The following is a 25,772-nucleotide window of genomic DNA, read 5'->3' on the forward strand; positions in this document are numbered from 1 at the left end:
TTTTAATGCGTGGTCTTAATACAGGTCCGTTGATTTGGTTACTTAATTTCGACGGTAGCACCAACATCGGTCAATTTCTTTTTTAGATCTTCGGCTTGACCCTTATTGACGCCTTCTTTGACCGGTTTGGGAGCGCCTTCAACCAGATCCTTCGCTTCTTTCAGGCCGAGTCCGGTGATTTCGCGAACCACCTTGATCACGGGGATCTTGTTCGCACCGCCACTGACGAGAACAACGGAAAATTCCGTCTTCTCTTCAGCCGCTGCACCACCCGCCGCCGGAGCACCCGCGACTGGAGCAAACGCCATGGGCGCTGCTGCCTTCACACCAAATTTATCTTCTAAGGACTTCACCAGTTCTGACACTTCCAGAATGGAGAGTTTGGAGATTTGTTCGACTAACTCTGTCATGCTTGCCATATGATCCTCCTGAGGACTACCGTTTGGAACGACCGCCTCTGATGGCCGGACACCCGGCGACCGGGGATCGTCTTGGTTCTAATTTTGCTCTGGCGATTTCTTGGCGACCTGGTCTAGGACGCTCACCAGATCACGCACCGGAGCTTGCAGAACGCTGACCAAATTAACCAGCGGCGCCTGCAACGTCCCTAAAAGTGTTGCGAGCAGAACTTCCCGTGTTGGCAGAGAAGCAATCGCCTTCAGTTCTGCGGCCGTGACAACTTTTCCATCAAAATAACCACCATTGATTTTGAGGCTCACGTGTGTCTTGGCAAATTCAAAAACAGCCTTGGTCGTTGCGATCGCATCGCCGCGCTCCAGGACTATAGCGCTCGGCCCCTGCAACGCATCGGCTAAAGCTTCCATGCCGGCCTGACGCAACGCGATGCGCGTGAGGCTGTTTTTCACAACATGGCATTCGCCCTGCAACGCGCGCAGCTTTAGACGCATTTCATTTAACTCGACCGTTTTCATGGCCTTGAAGCCTGCCACGATAAAGCCGTTGCAATCTTTTGTCTGTTTCTCTATATCCTCAACCGCTTTAATTTTTTGTTGTGTAGGCATAGTTAAAAAGAAGCTATCGTAAATCCGACGGTGGCGGCTGTTTCATAAAGGAACCGACCTTCCATCTGAATTCGGACATCCGGAGTAACCTGAACGGGCAAACCCGCAACGATCGAAAGATTGCCGTGTGCGTGACCGGAAATACCGTCGGTCGCTCCGGCCTCTGGCCTGTTATCTCTCCACGTCGCCGAACTCCCGAAACTCCGCAAACCCGCATACGGCGTCAGGCGTTTCAATCGCAAAGTGGCCAGTACCGCCCCATGGTATTCAACGCCCGATACTCTCTGATCAATCGTTGTGACGGTATTGCCGGAGATCAATCGATCAAGCGGCACCTGAAAACCCGTTGCACCGACACTCAATTGAATCCCTGGACGATACCCGGTCGCAGGGAACACTTCATTGTAAAGATCAACTCCGTAAAGATAGCCAGATCGGCTCTGCCACTGACTCCCTTGAGCGTCCTCTTGGGGATCCACAAGAACCGCAACCTTGACGGCGACAGCGATCTGGTCGGTGATTCCATAGCCAAACTGCGAACCGACCGCATGGCTTTTAAAATCAACTCGACCCCGATTATCAAAGTCCTCGCTGACCTTTAGATACTCATAAAGAAGCGAGGATGTCCATTTGCCTTGATGAATGGGTAATACGAGAACCCCAAGATCACGACCGAAGGCGTGAGAGGCGATGCTCCCGCAAATAACAACCATCAATATGAAGGATTTCTTCAATCAATTCCTTCTTTCAAATGGACAAAGAAAACCCCGGCAGCGACCTACTCTCCCAGTCACTTGCGCGACTAGTACCATCGGCCCTGGTGAGCTTAACTTCCGAGTTCGGAATGGGATCGGGTGTGGCCCCACCGGAAAAACCACCGGGAAATCTATAAAACCAAATGGATATCAACATCAAGCACGAATTTCAAGGATCGAATGATACGGCCAAGCCGCACGACCAATTAGTACAGGTGCGCTACACGCCTTTCAGCGCTTCCACGTCCTGCCTATCAACCCAGTAGTCTTCTGGGGGTCTTGAGTGCCCTTGCGGGCAGGGAATACTTATCTCAGGGCAGGTTTCACACTTAGATGCTTTCAGCGTTTATCCTATCCGAACTTGGCGATCCAGCCATGCTCCTGGCGGAACAACTGGTAAACCAGAGGTTCGTCCATCCCGGTCCTCTCGTACTAGGGACAGATCCCTTCAATATTCCTACGCCCACGGTAGATAGAGACCGTACTGTCTCACGACGTACTGAACCCAGCTCACGTACCGCTTTAATTGGCGAACAGCCAAACCCTTCCCACCTACTTCAGCGGGAGGATGCGATGAGCCGACATCGAGGTGCCAAACCGGATCGTCGATATGGACTCTTGGATCCGATAAGCCTGTTATCCCCGGAGTAGCTTTTATTCGTTGAGCGATGGCAATTCCACATTCAACCACCGGATCACTAGGTCCTGCTTTCGCACCTGCTCGACTTGTAAGTCTCGCAGTTAAGCTCCCTTCTGTCCTTGCACTCGAGGCGCGATTTCTATACGCGCTGAGGGAACCTTTGAACGCCTCCGTTACTCTTTAGGAGGCAACCGCCCCAGTTAAACTGCCCACCTGACACTGTCCTTCGCCTCGATGAAGAGGACGAAGTTAGAACCACAAGACCGGAAGAGTGGTATTTCACTGTTGGCTCCGCCCCACCCGAAAGCAGGGTTTCAAAGCCTCCCACCTATGCTACGCATCCAGTCCCGTGACTCCGTATCAAGATACAGTAAAGCTTCACGGGGTCTTTTCGTCTAGCCGCGGGCAGCAAGCGTCTTCACTTGCACCCCAATTTCACCGAGCCTCTGGTTGAGACAGCGCTCTCTTTGTTATGCCATTCGTGCAGGTCGGAACTTACCCGACAAGGAATTTCGCTACCTTAGGACCGTTATAGTTACGGCCGCCGTTTACTGGGGCTTAGGTTCAATGCTTTGCGCCTTGCGGCGCTAACATCTCCCCGTGACCTTCCAGCACCGGGCAGGCATCAGCCCCTATACATCATCTTGTGATTTCAGCAGAGGCCTGTGTTTTTGTTAAACAGTCACGAGAGCCAATTCACTGCGACCCGCCAACCCTTCCCCTGTACGGGGTTAAGCCAGCAGGCATCCCTTCTTCCGAAGTTACGGGACCAGTTTGCCTAGTTCCTTAACCAGAGTTCACTCGCGCGCCTTAGGATATTCTCCTCGTCTACCTGTGTCGGATTGCGGTACGGTCATGTCTAGCACTCCCTACGAGGCTTTTCTTGGCAGCGGGATTGGGCCACTTCCCCTGGGTTTCCCCAGAGTCGTATTCAGGTCTCGGCTATCTCGACGGATTTGCCTATCAAGAAAGGCCTACGCCTTTAAACCTACACATCCAACGGTAGGATGGCTTACTCTTCTGCGTCCCCCCTTAGGTGATAACGCACTAAACATGGTTCCGGAATATTAACCGGATGTCCTTCATGTACGCCTTTCGGCCTCCACTTAGGACCGACTAACCCTGAGCCGACGAACGTTGCTCAAGGAAACCTTAGACTTACGGCGGACAGGATTCTCACCTGTCATATCGCTACTTATTCCGACATTCTCACTTCTGGACAGTCCAGTGCTCCTCTCGGTACACCTTCGTCCCATCCAGAACGCTCCCCTACCCCTTCAGTTGCCCTTAGGCGACTGAAAGCCATGATTGCGGTACCGGGCTTGAGCCCCGATCATTTTCGGCGCAGACTCGCTTGACTGGTGAGCTGTTACGCACTCTTTAAAGGATAGCTGCTTCTAAGCTAACCTCCCAGCTGTTTCAGCAAATCCACAACCTTTACCACTTAGCCCGGATTTCGGGACCTAGATCGATGGTCTGGGATGTTCCCCTCTTGCCCGCGAAGCTTAGCCCTCGCGTACTGACTCCCAGGCTCACCTTGAGGTATTCGGAGTTTGGTTAGCTTCGGAACCAAGGTTATTGGCCCTACACTATCCAGTGCTCTACCCCCTCAAGTCATCGCCTGAGGCTAGCCCTAAAGCTATTTCGGGGAGAACCAGCTATCACCAAGTTCGATTGGCCTTTCGCCCCTAACCCCACCTCATGTAGGAGTTTTTCAACACTCAACACTTCGGGCCTCCACCACCGATTAAGGTGGCTTCACCCTGGACAGGGTTAGATCACTTGGCTTCGGGTCTATTGATGGCAACTAATCGCCCTATTCAGACTCGCTTTCGCTACGGCTTCCTCGGCTGCTATTCACAACCAAGTTAACCTTGCTACCACCAATAACTCGCCGGATCATTCTTCAACAGGCACGCTCTCACCCATTCCTTATCTTGCGATAAGGCATAGGGCTCGAACTGCTTGTAAGCATACAGTTTCAGGTACTTTTCACTCCGCGTCTGCGGTACTTTTCACCTTTCCCTCGCGGTACTAGTTCACTATCGGTCGAACGCTCATATTTAGCCTTGGAGAGTGGTCTCCCCAGATTCCCACCGGATTTCACGTGCCCGATGGTACTCAGGAACTTGTCCAGGAAGTCGATCCCCTTTCGCCTACAGGACTCTCACCCTCTTTGGTGGGCCTTTCCAGACCCTTCAACTAGGAGATCGATTTCTGACTTCCCGGCCTCGCGGCCAGACAAGCCCTACAACCCGAATCAAGTTTGCACCTGATTCGTTTAGGCTGTTCCCCGTTCGCTCGCCACTACAAGGGGAATCTCTTTGATTTCTTTTCCTCCGGGTACTGAGATGTTTCACTTCCCCGGGTTGTCCTCTACGCACTATGAATTCATGCGTAAATCCTTAATCTCACGATCAAGGGGGTTTCCCCATTCGGAAATCTCCGGATCAAAGGCTGTTTGCGCCTCCCCGAAGCTTATCGCAGCTTACCACGTCCTTCATCAACGGCGTTCGCCAAGGCATCCACTATATGCTCTTTGTAGCTTGGCCATATCATTTAATCCTTCTGACCTTTCGCCAGAACTCATAAAGATATGATTAATTACATCATCTTCACACCTTAATAATTGAGGTGCTTGACGTTGCTAATTACCCATTTAGTTATAGATATATTTAATTATCAAAGACCGAACGTATAAAACACAGTTTCCGGATCACACGCCCCGGAATAACTGGGCTAAAATTGACTACGCTTACGCCATAAATTGGAGGTGACCGGGGTCGAACCGGTGACCTCGTGCTTGCAAAGCACGCGCTCTCCCAACTGAGCTACACCCCCTAAAAGGGGAAACCTGGACCCGGGCAGAGTCGAACTGCCGACCTTACCCTTATCAGGGGTACGCTCTAACCAACTGAGCTACGGGTCCGCAATTCAGCGAGCAAACTACTCGCGAGCCAGCGAGCGAGGAACCTAATGCCTTTCCTTGCTTGCGAGTTCGCTGCTTGCCAGCTCACTGATTTTAAAAACGCGCGAGCGGATAAACGCCCCGGACAACCCATGCCATGCTTTACGCTTGGCACACTTCCAACATTCCAAGTCGGAAGAAAAGATCGACTTCAATTTTTTATCGGAACATCAATAAAAAATAGAAAGGAGGTGATCCAGCCGCACCTTCCGATACGGCTACCTTGTTACGACTTCACCCCAATCACCAACCACAACTTCGGCGGCTCCCTCCCTTGCGGGTTGGTACACCGACTTCTGTTGCAACTGGCTTTCGTGGTGTGACGGGCGGTGTGTACAAGGCCCGGGAACGTATTCACCGCTGCCTGCTGATCAGCGATTACTAGCGATTCCACCTTCACGTGGGCGAGTTGCAGCCCACGATCTGAACTGGGGCCGGCTTTAAGGGTTTGGCTCCACCTTGCGGTATTGCTTCCCGTTGTACCGGCCATTGTAGCACGTGTGTTGCCCCGGACATAAGGGCCATGAGGATTTGACGTCGTCCCCACCTTCCTCCTTCTTATCGAAGGCAGTTTTCGAAGAGTGCATCCCTTGCGGGATTAGCAACATCGAATAGGGGTTGCGCTCGTTGCGGGACTTAACCCAACATCTCACGACACGAGCTGACGACAACCATGCAGCACCTCTGCTCGCTCCCTTGCGGGTCGGCCAATGTTTCTATCGGCCTACCACGAGTAGTTCAAGCCCGGGTAAGGTTCTTCGCGTTGCGTCGAATTAAACCACATGCTCCACCGCTTGTGCGGGCCCCCGTCAATTCCTTTGAGTTTCAACCTTGCGGCCGTACTCCCCAGGCGGCTCATTTAATGCGTTAGCTTCGGCGCGGGAGGGGTCGATACCTTCCACACCTAATGAGCATCGTTTAGGGCTAGGACTACCAGGGTATCTAATCCTGTTTGCTCCCCTAGCTTTCGCAGCTCAGCGTCAATGATGGCCCAGAAGCCTGCTTTCGCCATAGGTGTTCCTCCCGATATCTACGCATTTCACCGCTACACCGGGAATTCCAGCTTCCTCTGCCACATTCTAGCCCGACAGTTTCCCTTGGCCTCTCCCAGTTGAGCCGGGAGCTTTCACAAAAGACTTATCGAACCGCCTACCTGCGCTTTACGCCTAGTGATTCCGAGTAACGCTTGCCACCTACGTATTACCGCGGCTGCTGGCACGTAGTTAGCCGTGGCTTATTCGAAGGGTACCGTCACCCTGCGTTTTTCACGCAGGCATTCTTCCCCTCCAAAAGGAGTTTACAATCCGAAGACCTTCGTCCTCCACGCGGCGTCGCTGGATCAGGGTTGCCCCCATTGTCCAAAATTCCCCACTGCTGCCTCCCGTAGGAGTCTGGCCCGTGTCTCAGTGCCAGTGTGGCCGATCACCCTTTCAGGCCGGCTACCCGTCAAAGGCTTGGTGAGCCGTTACCTCACCAACTACCATGATAGGACTCGGGCTCCTCCTCAAGCGCCCCTTGCGGAGCTTTGACCTCTGGAATATGCACTCCTGTGGTCTTATGGGACATTAGCCCGCCTTTCGGCAGGTTGTTTCCCTCTCAAGGGCAGATTGCCCAAGTATTACTCACCCGTCTGCCGCTATCCCAAACGATGTGCTGTCTGAAATCGCTCGACTTGCATGTGTTAAGCACGCCGCCAGCGTTCACTCTGAGCCAGGATCAAACTCTCCATTAAAGTTTTAGGTGGTTGCCAGAACTACTGGCGACACCATCCATAATAGAGGTTTGCTATAAGGCTCTATCTGGCCCCATCGACATTCGGTCGATGGGTTTTACACCAAAGTCATTTAATTGGCCCTTGGTTGCCCCTTAACAGAGATTATCTCCCTGCTGGGGCGTTTATCGGCTTGCGCGTATGTAGACTTCTGTCAAAGAACAATGCATAAAAAACAAAAACCTCCGCAAGCGGAATAACATTCCTCTTGCGAGGCGTGAGCCATATTACGAAATCCCTCGAAATTATGTCAAGGATTTATTTTTGTTGACGGATAAATTATCTTTTTACTCGTGAGTGCGATGTGTTTTGCTGAATTTCCTCATACGCATGCAGACGCGCCAGCGCGCGACGCAGCGCTGCCTCAGCCTGCAAAACCTGGATATCACTTTCAGGCTCCCGCAAGGCAGCCTTGGCACGTTCCGCAGCCTGTCGCGCGCGCTCGACATCAATTTCCCGAGCCATCTCAGCGGTTTCAGCAAAAACTAAAACACGGTTTTCCCTGATTTCAACATAGCCGCCGGAAATCGCGAACAACTCCACCAGATCCCCACGACGCAAATGAATTTGGCCGGGCTGGAGTTGCGCCAACAACGGCGCATGATTCGGCAAAATTCCGAGCTCTCCGTCAGCCGCTGGAACAATTACCGAATCGGCCAGACCCTGCATCACCAATCGATCCGGCGTTACGATATCGATATGAAGATCCATGTTGTTTGATCTAGATCAAGCGCCTTCTGCCTGAAGTTTCTTGGCTTTTTCTAAGACTTCCTCGATACCCCCAACCATAAAAAAGGCCTGCTCCGGCAGCTGATCGTGCTTCCCCTCGATGATCTCCCTGAAACTGCGAATCGTATCTTTGAGCGGCACATACCGTCCCGGCTGACCCGTAAAGTTTTCCGCGACAAAGAAAGGCTGCGAGAGAAACTTCTGAATCTTCCGGGCACGGGCCACGGTGAGTTTGTCTTCTTCCGATAATTCATCAATCCCCAGAATCGCGATAATGTCCTGAAGATCTTTGTATCGCTGGAGAATCTTCTGAACCGCCCGCGCGGTTTGATAATGTTCCTCCCCGATGATCTTCGGATCCAAAATGCGCGATGTGGAATCCAGCGGATCCACCGCTGGATAAATACCAAGTTCAACGATTGACCGGGACAACACCGTCGTCGCGTCCAGATGCTGGAAGGTAGTCGCCACACCGGGGTCCGTCAGATCATCCGCTGGCACATAGATGGCCTGAATCGATGTAATGGATCCTTTTTTTGTCGAGGTGATGCGCTCCTGCAGCACACCAACCTCTGTGGCCAACGTCGGCTGATACCCCACAGCCGACGGCATCCGGCCCAGAAGCGCCGAGACTTCAGCCCCCGCCAGAACGTAGCGGAAAACGTTATCGATAAAAAGCAGCGTATCCGCTCCTTCGACATCCCGGAAATACTCGGCTTGTGTTAGAGCGGTCAGCCCCACGCGGGCGCGAGACCCCGGCGGTTCATTCATCTGCCCGTAAACCAGAACGGTTTTCGAAAGGACCGGCGAACCGTCCGACAACTTCGACTCCTGCATTTCCAGCCACAAATCATTCCCTTCACGGCTGCGCTCCCCCACCCCGCCGAACACCGATACACCGCCATGTTGCTTGGCCACATTATTGATGAGTTCCATAATAATGACGGTTTTGCCGACACCGGCACCGCCAAAGAGCCCGACCTTGCCGCCTTTCTGATAGGGCTCCAATAAGTCGATAACTTTAATTCCAGTTTCAAAAATTTGCGGATTCGTCTCCTGATCGACAAAAGCAGGAGCCGGCTTATGAATCGGAGACCGGTCTTTCGTTTGAATCGGGCCGCGCTCATCTTTCGGCTCGCCCAGTACATTCATCAAGCGACCCAGACACGATCGTCCCACCGGCACCATCAAGGGCCCGCCGGTATCGATCGCCTCCATGCCGCGCTGCAGGCCTTCGGTCGGCCCCAAAGCAATGGTCCGCACCTGGTTATCCCCGAGATGGGAAGCGACTTCCACCGTCAAACGGTTCTTTTCCCCGGATGGGTTTTGGGTTGGCAACGGAATATGAATCGCGTTATAAATGGCCGGAAGTTTTCCGGGGGCGAACTCCACATCCACGACCGGACCGATTACCTGGATGACTTTACCTGTGCTCATGAATCTCTCCTCTAATCGGGCGCACAGCGGTGCGCCCCTACATTTCTATAAAACGGCCAATGGCCCGTTATATTGTTTCCGAAGCACTCGTCTTAAGTGAACCACGTCCCGAAACCCCATCTTCTGGAACTTGACGCCGTACCGGTACCGGAGCTCCGATCCGCCCGGCACCTCCATGCGAAAAACGATTATTCCGCTTAAAATTAACGAAACACTGTCCAATAAAACCCGTACCTGACTGCCTTCCGGCCAGGACACTAAAGTCATCATCCCCACGCCGCCTAAACTCAAATTAATCGCGGTCCCCTGCCCTTCCGCGCCTAAATATGGATTATCGATCCGGCAGGGAATCTGGACGGGAACCCGCTGAAAAAGCCGCCGGTCCCGCCCCAACGAAGCGTTTTCCGGATCCCACACCTCGCGCGAATGATGATGCGCCAGGAAAATTTCTCTCAATTCCTGAAACATACAATCCTATTTCAGCGCCTCGGCGCCGCTGACAACTTCCAGGATCTCTTTGGTGATGAAAGCCTGCCGCGTCCGGTTCAAACGCAACGTCAAGGATTCCATCAGGTCAGAGGCGTTGCGCGTGGCATTGTCCATGGCGCTCATCCGGGCACCCAGTTCCGCTGCGTTCGATTCCAGCAACACCCGGTACACCTGCGCTTTCAAGAACCGGCGGATCAGCCCATCCAACAATTTCTCTTGAGCCGGTTCAAAAATAAAATCAGGCCAATGCGGCTCCCGGGGAACCGACGCAACAGAAGCCATCGGCAGCAGCGGCTTGATCGTCACTTTCTGAAAGATCGCAGATTTAAATTCATTGTAGAGCATGTCCACCTGAACAAACGGCTGCTTCTCATAAGCCTCCAGGAGATCCTGCGTCACAATTTCAGCGTGAGCAAAACTCAAGTTGTTGAATATATTGACGTATTCCTTCCGGAGAGTCACGCCATGGCGTTTGAAGTAGTCTCGGCCCTTGCGCCCAACGATAAAAAAGTGAACGTTCGGCAATCCATGCGTCTTCGCGTAGCGCAGCGCTTCCCGAATCAGGTTCGTATTGAAAGCCCCGCAAAGTCCTTTATCAGAGGTGACCAGCAGGAGCGCCCGCTGAGTCCCTTCCCGCTTACAAATGAGTGGATGCTGATCCGGGTTTCCCAAACGCTGCAACAAATCCGTCATCAATCCTTCCATTCCCTGAGCAAAAGGTCGCGCGGAAAGAATGCGCGACTGGGCTTTGCGCAGACGCGCCGCCGCCACCATCTTCATGGCCTTGGTGATCTGCTGAATCGATTTAACCGACTTAATCTTCCGCCGGATATCTCTTAATGACACCATGTCTTCCTCAGGCGACAAACCCCTGTTTAAATTCTTTGATGGCAGTCTCGAGTTGAGGTTTTAAAGTCTCATCAATGATCCGCTTCTCCCGAATATACTGAAGCAGTCCCACAGAGCGGCGTTCCAGAAAGGCCAGGAGTTCGCTTTCCCAACGGCGGACGGAATCAATCGCAACGTCGTCGATAAAACCGTTCACGCCGGCGTAGAGGATCGCCACCTGTTTTTCGACCGTCATGGGCACATACTGATCCTGCTTCAGAATCTCCACCATGCGCTGACCGCGAGACAATTGGGCCTGAGAAACTTTATCCAGGTCGCTTCCAAACTGGGCGAAGGCAACAAGGTTGTTGTATTGGGCCATATCCAGGCGCAGCTTGCCCGCCACCTGCCGCATCGCCTTGACCTGGGCGCTTCCTCCGACGCGGGACACGGACAGCCCCACATTGACCGCCGGTCTCACCCCAGCGTAAAACAAACCGCTCTCCAGATAAATCTGGCCGTCGGTAATCGAAATCACATTGGTCGGGATGTAGGCGGAAACGTCTCCGGCCTGCGTCTCAATAATCGGCAGCGCGGTCAGCGACCCGCCTCCATTTTTGTCGGAAAGCTTGCAGGCCCGCTCCAGCAACCGGGAGTGCAGATAAAACACATCGCCCGGATACGCTTCGCGGCCCGGCGGCCGCCGGAGCAGGAGCGAAAGCTGGCGATAGGCCACCGCGTGTTTGGAAAGATCGTCATAGACGCAAAGGACCGCCTTCCCCTTCCACATGAATTCCTCGCCCATGGCGCAGCCGGCGTAAGGCGCCAAATACTGCAGCGGCGCCGGATCGGAAGCGGTTGCGGCCACGACAATGGTGTATTCCATCGCCCCCGAATCCGCCAGCTTCTGGACCACCTGGGCGATAGTGGATTGCTTCTGCCCGATTGCCACGTAAATACAGATCGGCCGGGCAGCGGCCGGTTCATTTTTCTGATTGATAATGGTATCGATCACGACCGCTGTTTTTCCGGTCTGGCGGTCACCGATGATCAATTCGCGCTGGCCCCGGCCGATGGGGATCATCGAATCGATCGCCTTCAGTCCTGTTTGAAGCGGCTCTTTGACCGGCTGCCGCTCGATAATACCGGGGGCAATCACTTCCACGAGCCGGGTCCGAGTTGTTTTGACCGGGCCCTTTCCATCCAGCGGTTGTCCCAGAGGGTTCACCACGCGACCGATCAGCGTTTCGCCCACCGGCACTTCCATGACCCGTCCCGTCCGTTTGACGGTATCGCCCTCTTTCACCAGATGATCATCGCCCAGAAGAACCGCGCCAACGGTATCGGCTTCCAGATTCATCACCATGCCCACGACCCCGTTTGGAAATTCGAGCAACTCTCCAGCCAAAGCCTGCTTGAGCCCGAAGATACGGGCGATTCCGTCGCCGGTCTGCAGGACAGAACCCACTTCCGAAAGCTCGAGTTTATTCTCGAATCCTTCGAGTTGCTGCTGAATGACGCTGGTGATTTCTTCTGAACGGATACTCATAATCGCTCCTTAAAACCCTCGGTATTTGTCCGGGCGCACACCGCATACGACCGCGGTGCCTGCGCGCTATAAGTAATTGCGGAAGCGCGGGCAGCGGTGCGCCCCTACAGTTCCTATCGAATCAATTGGTCACGCAATCGTTTCAACTGTCCCTTCAAACTCTGATCCAACACCCGGTCCTGTGTCTGAACTACGAGACCGCCGATGAGGGAGGAATCCACCTGAACATCCAGGCGGACTTTTTGGCCCAGCCATTTTTCCAGATTCGCCTGGAGTACCTGCTGCTGGGCTTCCGCCATGGGGAACGCTACCCGGACGCGCAAGGGCTGCACCTCCTGATAACGATCCACCTCCTCCTGGTATTCCTGGACGATAGCCAAAAGCGCGTCAAACCGATGTTTGCTAACCAGAAGATAAAAAAAGCGCTCCAAAAGCGGCGTCGCCCACTTCCCCAGAACCGAATGGATCAGGCGTTTCTTTCCATCCGAGGCAATAAACGGATGGGTCAACACATCCCGGAGAGACACCCGCAGCCGCAGAACGCGAATGAATTCTTCCAAGCCCTCCTGGCAGAGGAGAATCTGGTTATGGCTTTTCGCCTCGGCAAAAAGCGCCCTGGCGTATTTTCGCGCAACAACGGACTCCTGCATTTATTTCACCGGCCCTTCCAAATCTTTGAAAAATTCCTGAAGCAACGCGTCCTGCTCTTTCGGGTTCATCGCGTGACGCAAAAGCTTCTCTGCAGCTTTGACGGAAATCACGGCCATTTCCTGGCGCAGTTCTCTGGAGATCTTGGCTTTATCCTCTTCCAGCTGACGGCGCGTCTGGGATACCCTGCGGCGGGATTCTTCCTGAGATTCATTCAATATCTGATCCCGGACCCGCTGGGCATCGGCTTTGGCCTGGTCCAGTATGTCCTGGACTTTGGATTGCCCCTTGGCCAATTCCGCCTCATATTGGGCCCGCAGCTGGTCGGCCGTCAACTTGGCATTGGCCGCGTCATCAATGGCCTGGCGAATGCCCATTTCCCGATCACGCAACGCGGTCAGGAGCGGCTTCCAGGCGAATTTGGCGAGCACAAAAACCAGCGCCAGAAAACTGACGATGGTCCAGAACATCAGCCCCTTGTCAGGGGTTAAGAGGTTTTCCATAAATAAATTCCTTTGTCGACGGTCTCCCTTTTCGTCATCCCCGGCGGACGCTGGCCGGGGATCCAATCATCTAAAACACGCATGGATTCCCCGCCAGTGACCGCGGGGAATGACGATTGAGAAACCGCATCACATCTTTATTTCGTTGCCGCTGCGCTCGTTTCAGCCGTTGCCCCGCTCTTCGGCAGAGACGTGTTCAAAGCCAGAGCGATCAAGAGACAAATCACTAGGGCAAAGAACCCGAGTCCCTCAATCAGCGCCGCCGGGATCAACATCGATGTCCGGAGATTGTCCGTCGCTTCCGGTTGACGGGCTGTTCCTTCCAGCGCCGCGCTGGCCAGCCGCGCGATCCCGCTGGCGGCCCCCAGAATGATGAGTCCAGAACCAATCCCCGCTGCCAGATAACCCAAACCAAGATGCCACAAGCTCATGTTGTTCTCCTCTTCGATTCGCTTCGCCCACTCAGAGTGGTGAGCGTAGTCGAACCACTTTTATGTTGCTCGCATCTGCCCTATCCATCAGGGGTGCGGTACGACCTCCCGCCTTACGGCGAGGTTAATGCTGCGGATTCACCGCTGCTCCAACGAACACCGCTGTCAGGAGCGTAAAAATGTACGCCTGCAAAAACGCGACAAAAAGCTCCAACAACCCCAGCCCCACAACCGCCGGCAGCGAGACACCCAGCGCCACCCCCACCCCAACGATGGAACTGTGAAAAATCTCCCGCATAATGAAGATCAAACACAGAAAAGCCAGGATGACAATATGCCCCGCAATCATGTTGGCGAAAAGCCGGATGCAGAGCGCAAATGCTTTCGTGAATATCCCCAAAACCTCAATGACGAACATCAACGGAACAAGCCAGAAGGGAAGTCCATGCGGCACATACGTTTTCAAATAATGCCACACCCCGAGCTTCCGGATCCCTGCAATATGAATCATCATGAACGTCGTCAAAGCCAGAGTCGCGGTCACGGAGATGTTCCCCGTCGCCGTCGCACCGTAAGGAACCAGCCCCAGCAGATTACACAAAAGGATGAAGAAGAAAAGCGTGCAGAAGTAGGAAAGATAAGAATCACCGGCATCGCCTAAATTGGGCCGTACGATTTCATCCCGGATGTAAACAATAAAAACCTCTATCAAATTGGCCACCCCAGTCGGGACGCCCCCTTTGATCTGAAAACGAGCGATCCCAAGCACGGCGATCAGAAGGACCGCCACAATCAGCATCATGAGTCCATGCCTTGTGAGATACACCGGGATTGTTCCAATGGGAAAGAGGTAGTGGATCCGGTGATCCAGGATATGGTGTTCCAAAAGTTCCGCAAAATTCATCGAGAAGACCTATGCAAAAAAGGGATTTGAATCAGGGAGAGCACCAGATACCCCATGGCTAGTGAAAGAAGGGGGAACGTGAAGGGTGTCCTGGTCTGGTAAAGCACACCAACCGCCACGGCCAGGACCACTAACCGGAGAAGCGCGTCACCGACAAAAATGGAATAAAAAATCTTGCTGGAACGGGTCATCGACCAGACAAAACCGCTGAAGGCGGCCATGCTCTGCACGCCGGTCCACCCCAGGAGCCAGGCCGCCGCTTTTTGAGAATGCCCTTTATAAAGGAAAGAGAGCAAAACAAAAAGAATCGTCGCGCTCGCAATAAAACGAAGCCCTTTAACCGGGCTTTTTGGATTCATCTGTAAACTCTTTAAAAAAATTATAAAGACCGGCACCGATACCCAGAAACGCTCCGATAAGAATCCCCCAGGGCCTGGTTCCCCGGTGCTGATCGAATAAATAGCCCAACCAGATGCAGACCAGAACCGAGGCCGCCAGAGTGATTCCGGCTCCAATATGTCTCCAAACACTGGAAGAACTTTTTGGCGGGAGCGGGTTCATGTGTTCCCTCGACGGTAAGTCAAGGAATCATATCAAATTCTTTAAAAATTTCCCTTGAAATAGAGGCGTTTCTCTTTAAGCTAAGGGTGTCCCATGGCAACCGACTTCACTCATTTCCCCTGGATTGCCCCCTGGCAAGCCATCTCATTAAAAGGGCGGGAAGCCTATGAGTATGAACTCCTGTCGGAACTGGCCCCAGGCCATCCCCTCTATGGAGTGAAAATTACGGCGATCGGACGGGTCTGCTATGGAGACGATGTTCTCTTTCAGCTGGAGGATCATCCCGCTGAATTAGCGGTTGTCCACCTGACCTACACCGGACGCCCTGAAAAAGAAGCGCACTGGCCTTCCGTTGTTTTCTACAACAACCTGGATCACTGGGTGGCTCGAAGCATGCTGCCGGATGCCGCCAGCTACGAAATCGGCCCAACGGACCGCGCAGCCTGAATTCCTTTGATATACTCTAGGCTATGTTGGGAACCTACCATCTGACGTCGCTTTTCGACATTCTGAACAAAATCCATTTTGTCTACGACCCCGTAAAACTCTGGGACTTTATTCTGGAGCAGGCGTGCAAAACGCTGCAATCTGAAGCGGGCACCTATTATGAAGTTCTGGAGGATGAGCAAACGCTCCGGGTGGCTGCGGCCTACGGGATTGACGTGAAACGGCTAGACCAGGTTCCCTTCCGGGTGGGTTCCGGGATCAGCGGCTGGGTCGCCCAATATCATCAACCGGCGCTGGTCAGTGATGTGCGGCAGGACAATCGATTCAACCGGCACGTCGATATGATGACCGGCTTTCAGACGAAATCCATTTTGTGTATTCCCGTTTTTTCTCAGAAGCGGACCTACGGAGTCATCGAGATCATCAACCGGAAAAGCGGGCAGTTTAATCCTCAGGACCAGGAGTTTATGACCCTCCTCGGGCGTCAAGTGGCCATCGCTTATCAGAACCTCCTGCTGATTCAGGAGGTCCAAAACAAGGAAGTCCTTCTGGAAAGCCTGCTGGCCAATCTCTCCGGCGGCCTGATCGCCATTGATGCCACCCAAACCATCACAATTCTGAACCCTTCCGCAACACAATTGCTCCGACTGGACGGTCAGCCATCGGTCGGCAAACCGGTTAACGTGATTTTGAAGGACTATCCGTGGTTTATTGAGACGCTCCAGCAGACGTTTACCAACCGGAATACGGTGTCCCGCCAAGAAACAAAAATTCCCATCAACGGGGAAGATCAGCGGATCGGTTACACCACCATTCTTATTTCAGACAAGCAACAGCAGATACTGGGCTCCGGCATTATCTTCCAGAAACTTTCTTCCTAGAACTCCTTCCGGTTACTACCGGGGACGGATCATCTCCACACCGGGGATAACTAAGCGACCGCCGGTGCCGTCGGCGCGCAGAACATACAATGGGTCCTGCCCCACCACGAGCGTGGTCGGGTCAACCGCATTGACGCTGGGTTCCCAATCGGCTCGCGGCAGCTCCTGCAGGCGGCCCCCCCAGACATCCACAACGATCAGGTTCTGTTCTTCGAGGCGCGTGATCTCTTTCGATTCTTTAAAATAAAAAAACTGATGCCCGGGGAAGGCTCCCAGCTGGCGCTGAAACACGCAGGTCTTCGACCCAGTCGTTGGCGGCACAAAAGGATAAAACCGATTCTTGCGTCGATTCCATAATTGAAACACATCGCATTTCTTCGATTGACTGGCGGTTTTTAGAATAATCTGGTCCGCATCATCCGTATAGGCGGCTTCCATGACCGGTTCGGAAAGAATTTGAGTGCTGGTATCGGTCTGAACGCTGTATTCATCCAGCCAGCTCGGCAAAGCCCCCGGGATAGACAGGAAAAGCAGCCTCTGGCCATCTAACGACCAATCTGGAGAATAACCTTGCCCGAGCAGCGTGGTAGCTTGGGTTTCCCATTCATGCACAGCCAGGATCGGCCATGCGGCCGGACCCATGACCTGAAGCGCCAGGCGTTTGCCATCAGGTGAAAGCAAAAAACGGAAAGGTCCCAGGGGGTTTTCATAGACCGGCTTTTCATCCCCACCCGGCCACGCCTTCACATAGACGCGGAACGGATCGCGGGGCGCCTGCCGGGCTGAAAAAAAGACCCTGCCCCGCTCCCTGTCCCAGAAGAAATCAATAAACTGGGCGTAAGACGCTTTCAGCGGAAAGGATTGGAGCCGGTGCGTGTCGAGGTTATAAAAGAGGGGTTCGGGCGAGGTTTTCTGGCGGGATTGGACGAAGAAACCCGGCGGATACGACCCCGGCTCCGCCGCCCAGACCACGGAAGGGATAAGCAAAAGAAAAAGGGCGAATGTCTTCAAATCATGAGCAGATACCCTCACCCGCGCATGTCCGGCCTAACGGCCGTCCTGCTTACCCTCTCCCTCAGCAGGGAGAGGGAGTGAGAGCCTCCTCACAAACATCATCCCCCTCTCCCTGCTGAGGGAGAGGGGTCGGGGGTGAGGGTTACTGGTTAAAATTCGGTTTCCATCCATTGCTTCGGATCGACCGGGACCCCATGCACGAAAACCTGCCAATGCACGTGCGGGGCTGTACTGAGGCCGGTGGATCCCACCTTCCCGATGATCTGTCCTTTTGTGACTTTTTGCCCTGGCTTCACGCGCAAGGAGGACATATGCAGATAAATGGTCATGACCCCCTGGCCATGGTTGAGGAGGATCGTTTTCCCGTGAGCCTTCAGGGGGGCGGCCAGTTCCACGATGCCGGCGTTGGATGCCAGGACTGGGGCGCCCTTGGGAGACCGGAAATCCATCCCCTTATGAAAACCAGCATTCTGGGTTCCGTTGCGCGTGCGATGAAGGCCAAAAGGCGCGATGGACGGCCCCGAAACCGGCGGAAGAAACGTTCCCTCCCAGCTCTGTTCCTTTCTTAAGATCGCGGCCTTCCGGTGAATCAGCGCGCTTTCGCGGTGCTCATTCTTCGCCAAGCTGGTTTTCGCTTGAGAAAAGTTAATGTTTTCCGTCGGGTAGTTCCGGCTGCTGATGGACACCGCGGTGTAGGCCAATGGAGAAGAGGAGGCATCGGGATCAGCCGATTTCAGCGCCAGCGGAAGGGATTGCGGCGGCGTGCCAAGGGGAACGCCAATCAGCGCCCGTTGGGCATTCGGCCCGACCGGGTAGCAGGGGTACGATTTTTTGTTAAAAAGGACCCGCAGTTTTGCATCTGGCGAGAGGCCATCCACTTCGACCCGGAGCGTCTGGCCAGGCTGGAGCGTATGCGAAGAGAGTACAATCTGCGGCGAAGCCGCCCAAGCGGACGAAACCAAAAACAACAGGGCAATGAAACACGTCACGTCGGGATCACGCGCATAAACCGGCGTTTCCCGACCTGAATCAACACCGGGACCTGAAGATCCAGCGTGTCTTTCTCCGTCCTGCGTTTTCCGTCGACTTCGACCGCCCCTTGATCCAGCAACCGGCGGGCCTCTTTTTTGCTCGAGGCTAAACCGGAAACGGCTAGAAGATCAATCAGAAGACATTTCCCACGAACTGTTTTGAACTCTGGGATTTGATCGGGGACCTGCTTTTTGGAAAAGACCCGGTCAAACTCGGCGGCAGCCGCCTCGGCCGCGGGGGCGCCATGGAACATCTCGACGATGGTCTTTCCCAGGAGCGCCTTGGCTTCCCGCGGATGCATTTTCGCCGCCGTCGCAACATCCAGATCCGTGAGCAGCTCAAAATATTTCGGCATCAGAGCATCCGGGATCGACATGGTCTTGCCAAACATCTCATTCGGGGGATCATTGAAGGCCACAGTGTTCCCGTAGGATTTGGACATTTTCTTTACGCCGTCCAGCCCTTCGAGGAGGGGCATCATCATCACGACCTGCGGTTCCTGCCCCTTTTCCAACTGGAGCTCCCGCCCCATCAGCAGGTTGAATTTCTGGTCGGTTCCGCCGAGCTCGAGGTCGGCCTGGATCGCGATCGAATCGTACCCCTGAAGCACCGGATAGACGAGTTCGAGAAGAGAAATCGGCTCTTCGTCTTCAAACCGTTTCGCAAAATCGGCGCGTCGAAGCATCTGGGCGACCGATGTCCTCCGTTGGAGATCGAAAATCCCTTTCACACCAAGCGGTTCCAGCCAGCGGCTGTTGAAATGGAGCTGCGTCTTCTGGTGATCGAGAACGCGGAAAACCTGTTCCTGATACGTTTGAGCGTTCGCCGCCACCTGCTCAGGTTCCAGCGCGGGCCGAGTTTCCGAACGCCCGGACGGATCCCCGATCCGGGCCGTGAAGTCTCCGATAATGAACTCAATCTGATGCCCGAGGTCCTGAAATGCTCTTAATTTTCGCAAGACGACCAGGTGTCCCAGGTGAAGGTCCGGAGCCGTGGGATCCACACCCAGTTTGATCTTGAGCGGTCGGCCTTTCTCCAGCTTGGCGCGCAGCTCCTGTTCCGAAATAATCTCGGCGCATCCACGGGTGATCTTTGACCAATTCTCAGGCGATAAATTCACAGCGCTCATCGTATAATACCCGGCCCGGAAAGAACAACCCGGCGACCGGTGAGCCGGACTGAAATACCCTTCAACCCATACGCGATCAGCCGTCCCCGTTTCACCTGAAAGCGGCAATCCCGGCATTTTTGGGCAAAAACAGGCCCGGATCCGGCCTGCTGAGCGGCTTGGACCAGCTCCTTGACGCGCGTCACGTCCCGTTCCGGCAGAAGCAGGAGTGTTTTGTTTGAAAAAGCCGCGATCAGCCCCTGCAAGCCCCGGCCTTCAATACGATACCCCTTGTCAGCGGACAGAATCGAACCGGTTGTGCGGGTATCGATCTTCACAGATCCGATACGGATCGTATTTCGCGAGTCCGCCGGAACGACCTTTCGCAACGCGTCCCACTGACCCAGATCCGTCCATTTCAAAAGCGCACGGGTGGCGGCTTTGGCCGTCCCATCGAACGGCGTCTGCACCAGCGGCGTCATGATCGAGTAATCAATGGTATTGTCAACCAGACGATCAGGTTCCAGCGGGTGCGGGATCTTGGCCGGGAATTCGCTGAAGAGACGCTCTGCGAGCGCTTCCCTCCGATTCCGGATCGCCGCAACGAGCTGGTCATAAATCGCGGCCATCGCGGGCTGATATTGTCTCAAGGCCCTCTCCGCAACGGAAATCCGGTAAAAGAACATGCCGGCATTCCACAACCATCCCCCTTGCCGGATCATGACACCGGCCCGTTCCCACGCTGGCTTTTCCTCAAAACCAATGATCTCACTTCCCCGGGTGCGCACCGCGCCGAACCCGCACCACTCCTCGGGGTTCGACGTCGGCTGGACGCCGACCAGAACGATCGCCGCCTCCTTGTGTGCCAGATCCATCGCTTCCCGCAGACTCTGCCGGAAAGCGTTCACGTCCGGAATCACATGATCGCCGGTGACCACAGCCAGAAGAGCGTCCGGATCCTGCTGGCGAATATGCGCCATCGCCCACAAAAGCGCCGGCCATGTGCCGCGGCGGACCGGGTCGCTTAGAAAATGGCGGGCGGGGAGTTTCAACTGTTTTTGCATCGGCCGGATCCACTCCCGGGCGCTCAGTACGTAAACGTGGTCCGGCGGCACGAGCGGCGGCTGACGATTGGTCTGACGTCCGGCGCTCAGGCGGTCTAACGCCTGCTGCAGCAGCGTCCGGCCGGAACCGGTCATGTCCGAGAGAACTTTATTGAACGGGAAGAGTCGGCTGCTTTGACCGCCGGCCAGAATAAGTCCGTAGACACTCATGGGCAGGAAAGGTTACCGGATGGCCACAACGGGGTTCTTCGCCAGACCGGAGAGCGCCGCCAATGCCCAATCCACGTCGTCGGCCGTATTGAAGTAGCCCAGCGAGAAGCGGGTGGTCCCAAGGGGAAAGGTTCCGAGGGCCTGATGCGCGCCAGGCGCGCAATGAAGGCCCGCGCGAGTCATCAGGCCGGCACGCTCAAACAACCGGTGCGACAGCTCCATCGGAGCGTAGTCATCCAGACGGATCGAGATGACCGGGAGGCGTTTGGAGGATTCCCGGGGTCCATAAAGCGTCAGTTGACGAATGCGGGAAGCGCCTTCCGTAAACTGTTTGGTCAAAGCTTCTTCCTGCGCGCGAATGCGTTCAATGCCTTCTCTCAGGACGAACTCAAGTCCCGCCTTCCAACCGGCAATCCCCAGCGCGTTATGCGATCCCGGCTCGTAGCGGTCCGGCAGAAAATCCGGCTGCACTTCATGCTCTGACTGGCTGCCGGTGCCACCTTCGCGCAACGGCTCCAGATCAAGTCCTTCTCGAACATAAAGCCCCCCGGTTCCCAGCGGCCCGTAAAGCGCCTTGTGCCCCGGGAAAGCCAGGAGATCGATTTTCATCGCTTCGACATCGATCGGCAGCGCGCCAGCCGATTGGGCCGCGTCCACCAGAAAGGGAATTCCTTTTCGCCGGGCGATCGCACCCACCTCGGCGACCGGCTGGATCGTGCCGCTCACGTTGGACGCGTGGACCAGCGTAATTAATTTCGTATGGGAATCGATTGCTTTGGACATTTCAGCCGGATCGATGGCGCCGTCGCTGTTGGCCTTCACCTTGTTGATCTTGATTCCTTTACGGTTCTTGAGCGCATGTAGCGGGCGAAGAACGGAATTATGTTCCATGGCTGAAATGACCACGGAATCACCGGAATGCCAGTCAATCCCCTTGATCGCCAGATTCAGGGCATCCGTGGCATTGAGCGTGAAAACAATCTGATTCGTTTTCCGGATATTGAAGAGCTTGCCCAACAGCTTGCGCGTATCCTCCAGCAAGCGGCCGCAGAGGACGGCTCGCGGATAGGCTCCGCGCCCGGCGGAAGCACCCAGGTTGTTATGGAAATTGAGCAGGGCGGCCTGGACTGTATCCGGTTTTGGAAAACTGGTGGCCGCGTTATCGAAATAGATCTCTTTGGGTTCAGATGGCATGATCAATTACCCCGCCTCCTAGAACGGTCTCCCCCTCGTAGAAAACCGCTGCTTGACCCGGCGTAATCGCTGACTGAGGTTTCTCAAAAACCGCCAGAAACATCCCCTCCGAACCAGCGTCGAGTGTGGCAGGAGCTTCCTTATGCTTATATCTTATTTTAAGCTGAATCGGGCGCGGTAATCCAGGGATTTGACCGCTGCCCCACGAGACCTCCCGAATGATCAGGCGTGAAGCCATGACGTCTTCCTTTCTGCCGACCACCAGCGTATTGCTTCTCCGATCGATGCCCGTCACATAGAGAGGATGTCCGACCGCCACCCCCAGCCCTTCCCGCTGGCCGATCGTGTAGAAAGGAAGCCCCTTGTGCCGGCCCAAAAGCCGTCCGTCCTTATGCCGGATAGGTCCTGCCGGCCGCTGGCCCTCGGGGATTTCTCCAGCAAGGAATTCCCGGTAATCATTGTTCGGCACAAAGCAGATTTCCTGGCTGTCGGGTTTATCCGCGGTCTGCAGACCCAAGCGGTGCGCCAGTTCCCGGATCTGCGGCTTGGTGTAGTGACCGATCGGAAAAAGCAACCGGGACAACTGGGGCTGATGAAGCCGATAGAGGACGTAGGATTGGTCTTTGTCTGGATCGATCGCTTTTTTTAAAACGAAGCATTGGCCATTATTTTCGATACGGGCATAATGTCCCGTGGCCAGATAATCGGCTCCCAGCGTCTCCGCCTGCCGGAGCAGGCGATCAAATTTCACGTATTGGTTGCAGGCGATACAGGGGTTTGGCGTTTCACCAGCAAGGTAACTCTCCTTAAAATAAGAGATCACCGACTCCCGAAAATTATCGACGTAGTCAAAATAGTAATGAGGAATACCCAGCGTCTCTGCCACGGAACGCGCATCGGCCATATCCGAAGATCCGCAGCAACTGTCGAAAGAAGTGGACCCGGTCCCTTTCCGATCGTGCAGCTGGAGCGTGATGCCGAGCACGTCGTAGCCCTGCTCTTTTAAGAGCGCTGCTGCGACGGAACTGTCCACTCCTCCGGACATGGCAACGGCAACTTTCTGGGTCATAGCTCGTCATCCCCGGCGGTCTCTGGCCGGGGATCCATGAATAGCGCATTACAATGATGGATTCCCCGCCAGCAACCGCGGGGAATGACGAAACTGGACATTATGCCACAGTCCTTAGGACGTTTCCGGTTAGACAAAAACGATTTCCCGCTGTTCGGGAGTGTTCGATATCCCCTGCGCGGCAACCAGGTCCGCACAGCGATGCCCGCTCAGGCAGGCGCTCTCAATCGTGGCAGGCAGTCCGGTCCGCGTCCAGTCGCCCGCGATCAGAAAATGCGGCAATGGCGATTGAAACTCTGGCCTCAAACGCTCCGAGCCGACGGTCGGGGAAAGCGTGGCTTGACGCTCCTGGATGACCAGAGACCGCATCAAAACCGCTTCACGGGCTTCGGGGAAAAGCCGCCGCAACTCTTCCAGCGCCAACGTCAACAGTTTCCGCTCCGGCCATTCCTCAAAACAGTGTGCTCCGCTGATCACGAGCGATATATATCCCTCACCGGACGTCGTTTTGCGCAAAATGCGCGCCTTATTAAAAAACCACTGGATATGCGTATCCAGGAGCCCGGCAAAAAGACTGCGGCTGATCGGACGATCAAACCAGAGATGGATTGAAATAATCGGCGAGAAATGAAGGTTTTCAATCCGCTGGAAAACCGGTTCCCGTTTTTTAATTTTTTCCGGGATCAATTTTGAGAATGCGCCAGCGGAAACGGCCGCGATCACCCAGTCGGCCTGGAAACGCCGGCCGTCCCGCAAAAGAACCCCGGTCACGCCGCGATTCGAACAGACCAGTTGGGCCACAGGCGATTGGACCTTGACGTGCCCCCCATGCGCCTCGATAAAACGCTTCGATGAAGTCGCGTAAAGGTCACTTAACCCTACGCTGGAAAGTCCCAACCGTGAGGCTTTCCGCCGGTCAAAAAAAGCCTGCGATAAGACCGCGACAAAAGGGGCCGCTGAAGCGATGGAGGGCCCTTCATTAAGCGCCGCGATCGCCAGGAGGTCCCACAAATGGCGCCGCGCCCGCTCCGACTGCCGGGCGCGAATCAGCCACTCATCGACGGTAACATCATCCAGCCCCTGGGGATTTCGAACCCCGTCTTTCAAAGCCTTCCGAAGATAACGGAGGTTCCAGCGGTCCTTCCAGGAGAGCGTCGATAAACGCAACAACCCGCTGAGCAGATGCCACGGGGAGGGCAGCGGCCAGCAGGACAGGCGCGCATGACGCCCCCCGTCTCCGTAAAAATCGACCGACAAATTGGGCTGAAAGGTGAGCAGGTCCCGGGTGCCGATCCGCTCCAGAAACGCCAGCGTCTCCCGGTAGCAGCCCATAAACAGATGCTGTCCGTTATCGACCGCATCGCTCATTTTCGGGTCCGCAAACGAGTACGCCCGTCCGCCCAGGACCTGGCGTCCCTCCAGAACCGTAACGTGAAAACCGCGCTCAGCCAGCGAAGTCGCGGCGGAAAGCCCCGCAAAACCGCCCCCGATGATCAGGACGTTCTTTGTAATTGTTGTCATGATCGGCACCGCCACCAGGCTTGTAGGGCCAACCATAATTTTACCGGCGCGGGGACGCAAATGCGGGGACCAAAGACCTGAAATTGCCGCGCTTCTATGCGGTCTAGTATGTCTGCATAGACCGCGCGCATAATTTCCGCTGTTTTCAATATCGGCCACTCCTCCGCCCGGGGCAGTGCGGACGCTTCCTGATAAAAAGCGTGCGCCCGTTCCACTTCGAAGGCCATGAGACGTTGGAAATTACCCATACCGCCGTCCTGACCGTCATTCCCAGCGGTTACCCCGCCGTCATCCCCCGCGGACTCTGGCGGGGGATCTATAGATTCCCCCCCAGTGACCGGGGGGAATGACGTTGGTGTGGCTGCGAGGGATGACGATTTGTTGGCCTGCTGCAAAATCCATCCCTCGTCCACGCCAAACCGTTTCAAGTCTTCCTGGGGAAGGTAAATTCTATTGCGCTGAGCATCCGCACTTACATCGCGGAGGATGTTGGTCAGCTGGAAGGCCATCCCCAGTTTCACCGCGTACGATTTCAAATGCGGCGAACGGGTCCCGAAAATCTCCATACACAAAAGCCCGACTTCGCTCGCCACGTGGTAGCAGTAGGTTGACAGGCTCTCAAAAGTAGGATAGCGGTCCGTGGTCAGGTCCATGGAAACACCCTGAAGAATCCCGTCAAAATAGACTTTGCTTAAATGGAATCGCTGGATCGCCTGAGCCAGGGCTTTCGTCAACGGCCAGCTTGGTTTTCCTTCGTAGGTCCGCGCCAGCTCTTCTTTCCAACGGGCGAGTGTCGTTGCTTTATCTTCCTGGCCCGGGCTGGCCTGCTTGCCGGCAGGCAGGTCTACCACGTCATCCACTTCCCGGCAAAAAGCGTAAACCGCGGTGATGGCCTGGCGCTGATCCTTTGGCAGAGAGAAAAACGAGATCGAGAAATTGCTGCGACTTCGGCGGGTCACCGAGCGGACGTAGGCGTCGTTCTCGTTCAGAGCCATGG

At 55.0% G+C, this 25,772-nt stretch carries 24 protein-coding genes, 2 tRNA genes and 3 rRNA genes; 2 read left to right on the top strand and 27 right to left on the bottom strand.

The window, feature by feature from the left end:
* Positions 1–38: 38 nt before the first annotated feature.
* The 19 genes from rplL to WC859_02630 form a co-directional block, all read right to left on the bottom strand.
* Complete coding sequence (gene rplL, locus WC859_02540) at positions 39–419, bottom strand: 50S ribosomal protein L7/L12 (GenBank protein ID MFA5975028.1); 381 nt, start codon at positions 417–419, stop codon at positions 39–41.
* A gap of 78 nt (positions 420–497) precedes the next feature.
* Complete coding sequence (rplJ, locus tag WC859_02545; GenBank protein ID MFA5975029.1) at positions 498–1,022, bottom strand: 50S ribosomal protein L10; 525 nt, start codon at positions 1,020–1,022, stop codon at positions 498–500.
* A gap of 2 nt (positions 1,023–1,024) precedes the next feature.
* A complete protein-coding gene (locus WC859_02550) occupies positions 1,025–1,756 on the bottom strand; it encodes a hypothetical protein (GenBank protein MFA5975030.1) in 732 nt (243 codons plus the stop codon).
* Between the two features lie 31 nt (positions 1,757–1,787).
* Positions 1,788–1,904, bottom strand: a 5S ribosomal RNA gene (rrf, locus tag WC859_02555).
* A 58-nt stretch (positions 1,905–1,962) separates the two neighbouring features.
* Positions 1,963–4,969 (bottom strand): 23S ribosomal RNA (locus WC859_02560).
* A gap of 216 nt (positions 4,970–5,185) precedes the next feature.
* Positions 5,186–5,258 (bottom strand) — tRNA-Ala (locus WC859_02565).
* A 14-nt stretch (positions 5,259–5,272) separates the two neighbouring features.
* A tRNA-Ile gene (locus WC859_02570) sits at positions 5,273–5,346 on the bottom strand.
* A gap of 223 nt (positions 5,347–5,569) precedes the next feature.
* Positions 5,570–7,117, bottom strand: a 16S ribosomal RNA gene (locus tag WC859_02575).
* Together the 16S, 23S and 5S rRNA genes with 2 tRNA genes alongside form the textbook arrangement of a ribosomal RNA operon.
* Before the next feature lie 318 nt (positions 7,118–7,435).
* Positions 7,436–7,867, bottom strand: coding sequence for a F0F1 ATP synthase subunit epsilon (locus WC859_02580; protein MFA5975031.1), 432 nt, complete (start codon positions 7,865–7,867; stop codon positions 7,436–7,438).
* A 15-nt stretch (positions 7,868–7,882) separates the two neighbouring features.
* On the bottom strand, positions 7,883–9,322 hold the full coding sequence (gene atpD / locus WC859_02585; protein MFA5975032.1) for a F0F1 ATP synthase subunit beta: 1,440 nt from the start codon (positions 9,320–9,322) through the stop codon (positions 7,883–7,885).
* Positions 9,323–9,367: 45 nt separating this feature from the next.
* The gene (locus WC859_02590) at positions 9,368–9,790 is read right to left on the bottom strand and encodes a PilZ domain-containing protein (GenBank protein ID MFA5975033.1); all 423 of its coding nucleotides are present in this window, start codon (positions 9,788–9,790) and stop codon (positions 9,368–9,370) included.
* Between the two features lie 6 nt (positions 9,791–9,796).
* Positions 9,797–10,660, bottom strand: a complete 864-nt coding sequence (gene atpG, locus WC859_02595) for an ATP synthase F1 subunit gamma (protein ID MFA5975034.1) — start codon at positions 10,658–10,660, stop codon at positions 9,797–9,799.
* A 7-nt stretch (positions 10,661–10,667) separates the two neighbouring features.
* Positions 10,668–12,188 (bottom strand): F0F1 ATP synthase subunit alpha, encoded by a 1,521-nt coding sequence (gene atpA, locus WC859_02600; protein MFA5975035.1) that lies wholly within the window; start codon positions 12,186–12,188, stop codon positions 10,668–10,670.
* A gap of 113 nt (positions 12,189–12,301) precedes the next feature.
* Positions 12,302–12,838 carry an ATP synthase F1 subunit delta gene (gene atpH, locus WC859_02605; GenBank protein MFA5975036.1) on the bottom strand — a complete coding sequence of 179 codons (537 nt, stop codon included), beginning with the start codon at positions 12,836–12,838 and terminating at the stop codon, positions 12,302–12,304.
* Positions 12,839–13,339: a F0F1 ATP synthase subunit B gene (gene atpF / locus WC859_02610; protein ID MFA5975037.1), complete on the bottom strand. Its 501-nt coding sequence runs from the start codon at positions 13,337–13,339 to the stop codon at positions 12,839–12,841. It abuts the gene before it with no gap.
* Between the two features lie 137 nt (positions 13,340–13,476).
* Positions 13,477–13,770, bottom strand: a complete 294-nt coding sequence (gene atpE, locus WC859_02615) for an ATP synthase F0 subunit C (protein ID MFA5975038.1) — start codon at positions 13,768–13,770, stop codon at positions 13,477–13,479.
* Between the two features lie 124 nt (positions 13,771–13,894).
* Complete coding sequence (atpB, locus tag WC859_02620) at positions 13,895–14,674, bottom strand: F0F1 ATP synthase subunit A (protein MFA5975039.1); 780 nt, start codon at positions 14,672–14,674, stop codon at positions 13,895–13,897.
* Positions 14,671–15,033 (bottom strand): hypothetical protein, encoded by a 363-nt coding sequence (locus WC859_02625; GenBank protein MFA5975040.1) that lies wholly within the window; start codon positions 15,031–15,033, stop codon positions 14,671–14,673. The genes atpB and WC859_02625 overlap by 4 nt, the downstream gene beginning before the upstream one ends.
* A complete protein-coding gene (locus WC859_02630) occupies positions 15,011–15,235 on the bottom strand; it encodes an AtpZ/AtpI family protein (GenBank protein MFA5975041.1) in 225 nt (74 codons plus the stop codon). The genes WC859_02625 and WC859_02630 overlap by 23 nt, the downstream gene beginning before the upstream one ends.
* A 93-nt stretch (positions 15,236–15,328) precedes the next feature.
* On the opposite strand from WC859_02630, the gene WC859_02635 reads away from it, so the two are divergent.
* Both WC859_02635 and WC859_02640 read left to right on the top strand, forming a co-directional pair.
* The gene (locus WC859_02635; GenBank protein MFA5975042.1) at positions 15,329–15,682 is read left to right on the top strand and encodes a hypothetical protein; all 354 of its coding nucleotides are present in this window, start codon (positions 15,329–15,331) and stop codon (positions 15,680–15,682) included.
* Positions 15,683–15,705: 23 nt separating this feature from the next.
* Positions 15,706–16,563 (top strand): GAF domain-containing protein, encoded by an 858-nt coding sequence (locus WC859_02640; protein MFA5975043.1) that lies wholly within the window; start codon positions 15,706–15,708, stop codon positions 16,561–16,563.
* A 15-nt stretch (positions 16,564–16,578) separates the two neighbouring features.
* On the opposite strand, the gene WC859_02645 is transcribed toward WC859_02640, so the two are convergent.
* The 8 genes from WC859_02645 to WC859_02680 form a co-directional block, all read right to left on the bottom strand.
* Positions 16,579–17,574, bottom strand: a complete 996-nt coding sequence (locus WC859_02645) for a hypothetical protein (protein MFA5975044.1) — start codon at positions 17,572–17,574, stop codon at positions 16,579–16,581.
* 152 nt (positions 17,575–17,726) lie between these two features.
* Complete coding sequence (locus tag WC859_02650) at positions 17,727–18,566, bottom strand: M23 family metallopeptidase (protein ID MFA5975045.1); 840 nt, start codon at positions 18,564–18,566, stop codon at positions 17,727–17,729.
* Positions 18,563–19,738: a tyrosine--tRNA ligase gene (tyrS, locus tag WC859_02655; GenBank protein MFA5975046.1), complete on the bottom strand. Its 1,176-nt coding sequence runs from the start codon at positions 19,736–19,738 to the stop codon at positions 18,563–18,565. Before tyrS ends, WC859_02650 begins: the two co-directional genes overlap by 4 nt.
* Complete coding sequence (locus WC859_02660; protein MFA5975047.1) at positions 19,735–20,991, bottom strand: sugar phosphate nucleotidyltransferase; 1,257 nt, start codon at positions 20,989–20,991, stop codon at positions 19,735–19,737. The genes tyrS and WC859_02660 overlap by 4 nt, the downstream gene beginning before the upstream one ends.
* Before the next feature lie 12 nt (positions 20,992–21,003).
* Positions 21,004–22,185 (bottom strand): aminotransferase class V-fold PLP-dependent enzyme, encoded by a 1,182-nt coding sequence (locus WC859_02665; protein MFA5975048.1) that lies wholly within the window; start codon positions 22,183–22,185, stop codon positions 21,004–21,006.
* On the bottom strand, positions 22,175–23,254 hold the full coding sequence (gene mnmA, locus WC859_02670) for a tRNA 2-thiouridine(34) synthase MnmA (GenBank protein MFA5975049.1): 1,080 nt from the start codon (positions 23,252–23,254) through the stop codon (positions 22,175–22,177). The genes WC859_02665 and mnmA overlap by 11 nt, the downstream gene beginning before the upstream one ends.
* 129 nt (positions 23,255–23,383) lie before the next feature.
* Positions 23,384–24,811, bottom strand: coding sequence for a hydroxysqualene dehydroxylase HpnE (hpnE, locus tag WC859_02675; GenBank protein MFA5975050.1), 1,428 nt, complete (start codon positions 24,809–24,811; stop codon positions 23,384–23,386).
* Entirely contained in the window at positions 24,772–25,770 is a 999-nt protein-coding gene (locus WC859_02680; GenBank protein MFA5975051.1) for a squalene/phytoene synthase family protein, read from the bottom strand. Before WC859_02680 ends, hpnE begins: the two co-directional genes overlap by 40 nt.
* Positions 25,771–25,772 lie beyond the last annotated feature (2 nt).

The sequence above is a fragment of the Elusimicrobiota bacterium genome (assembly GCA_041660185.1).
GTDB lineage: Bacteria > Elusimicrobiota > Elusimicrobia > 2-01-FULL-59-12 > 2-01-FULL-59-12 > JBAZWU01.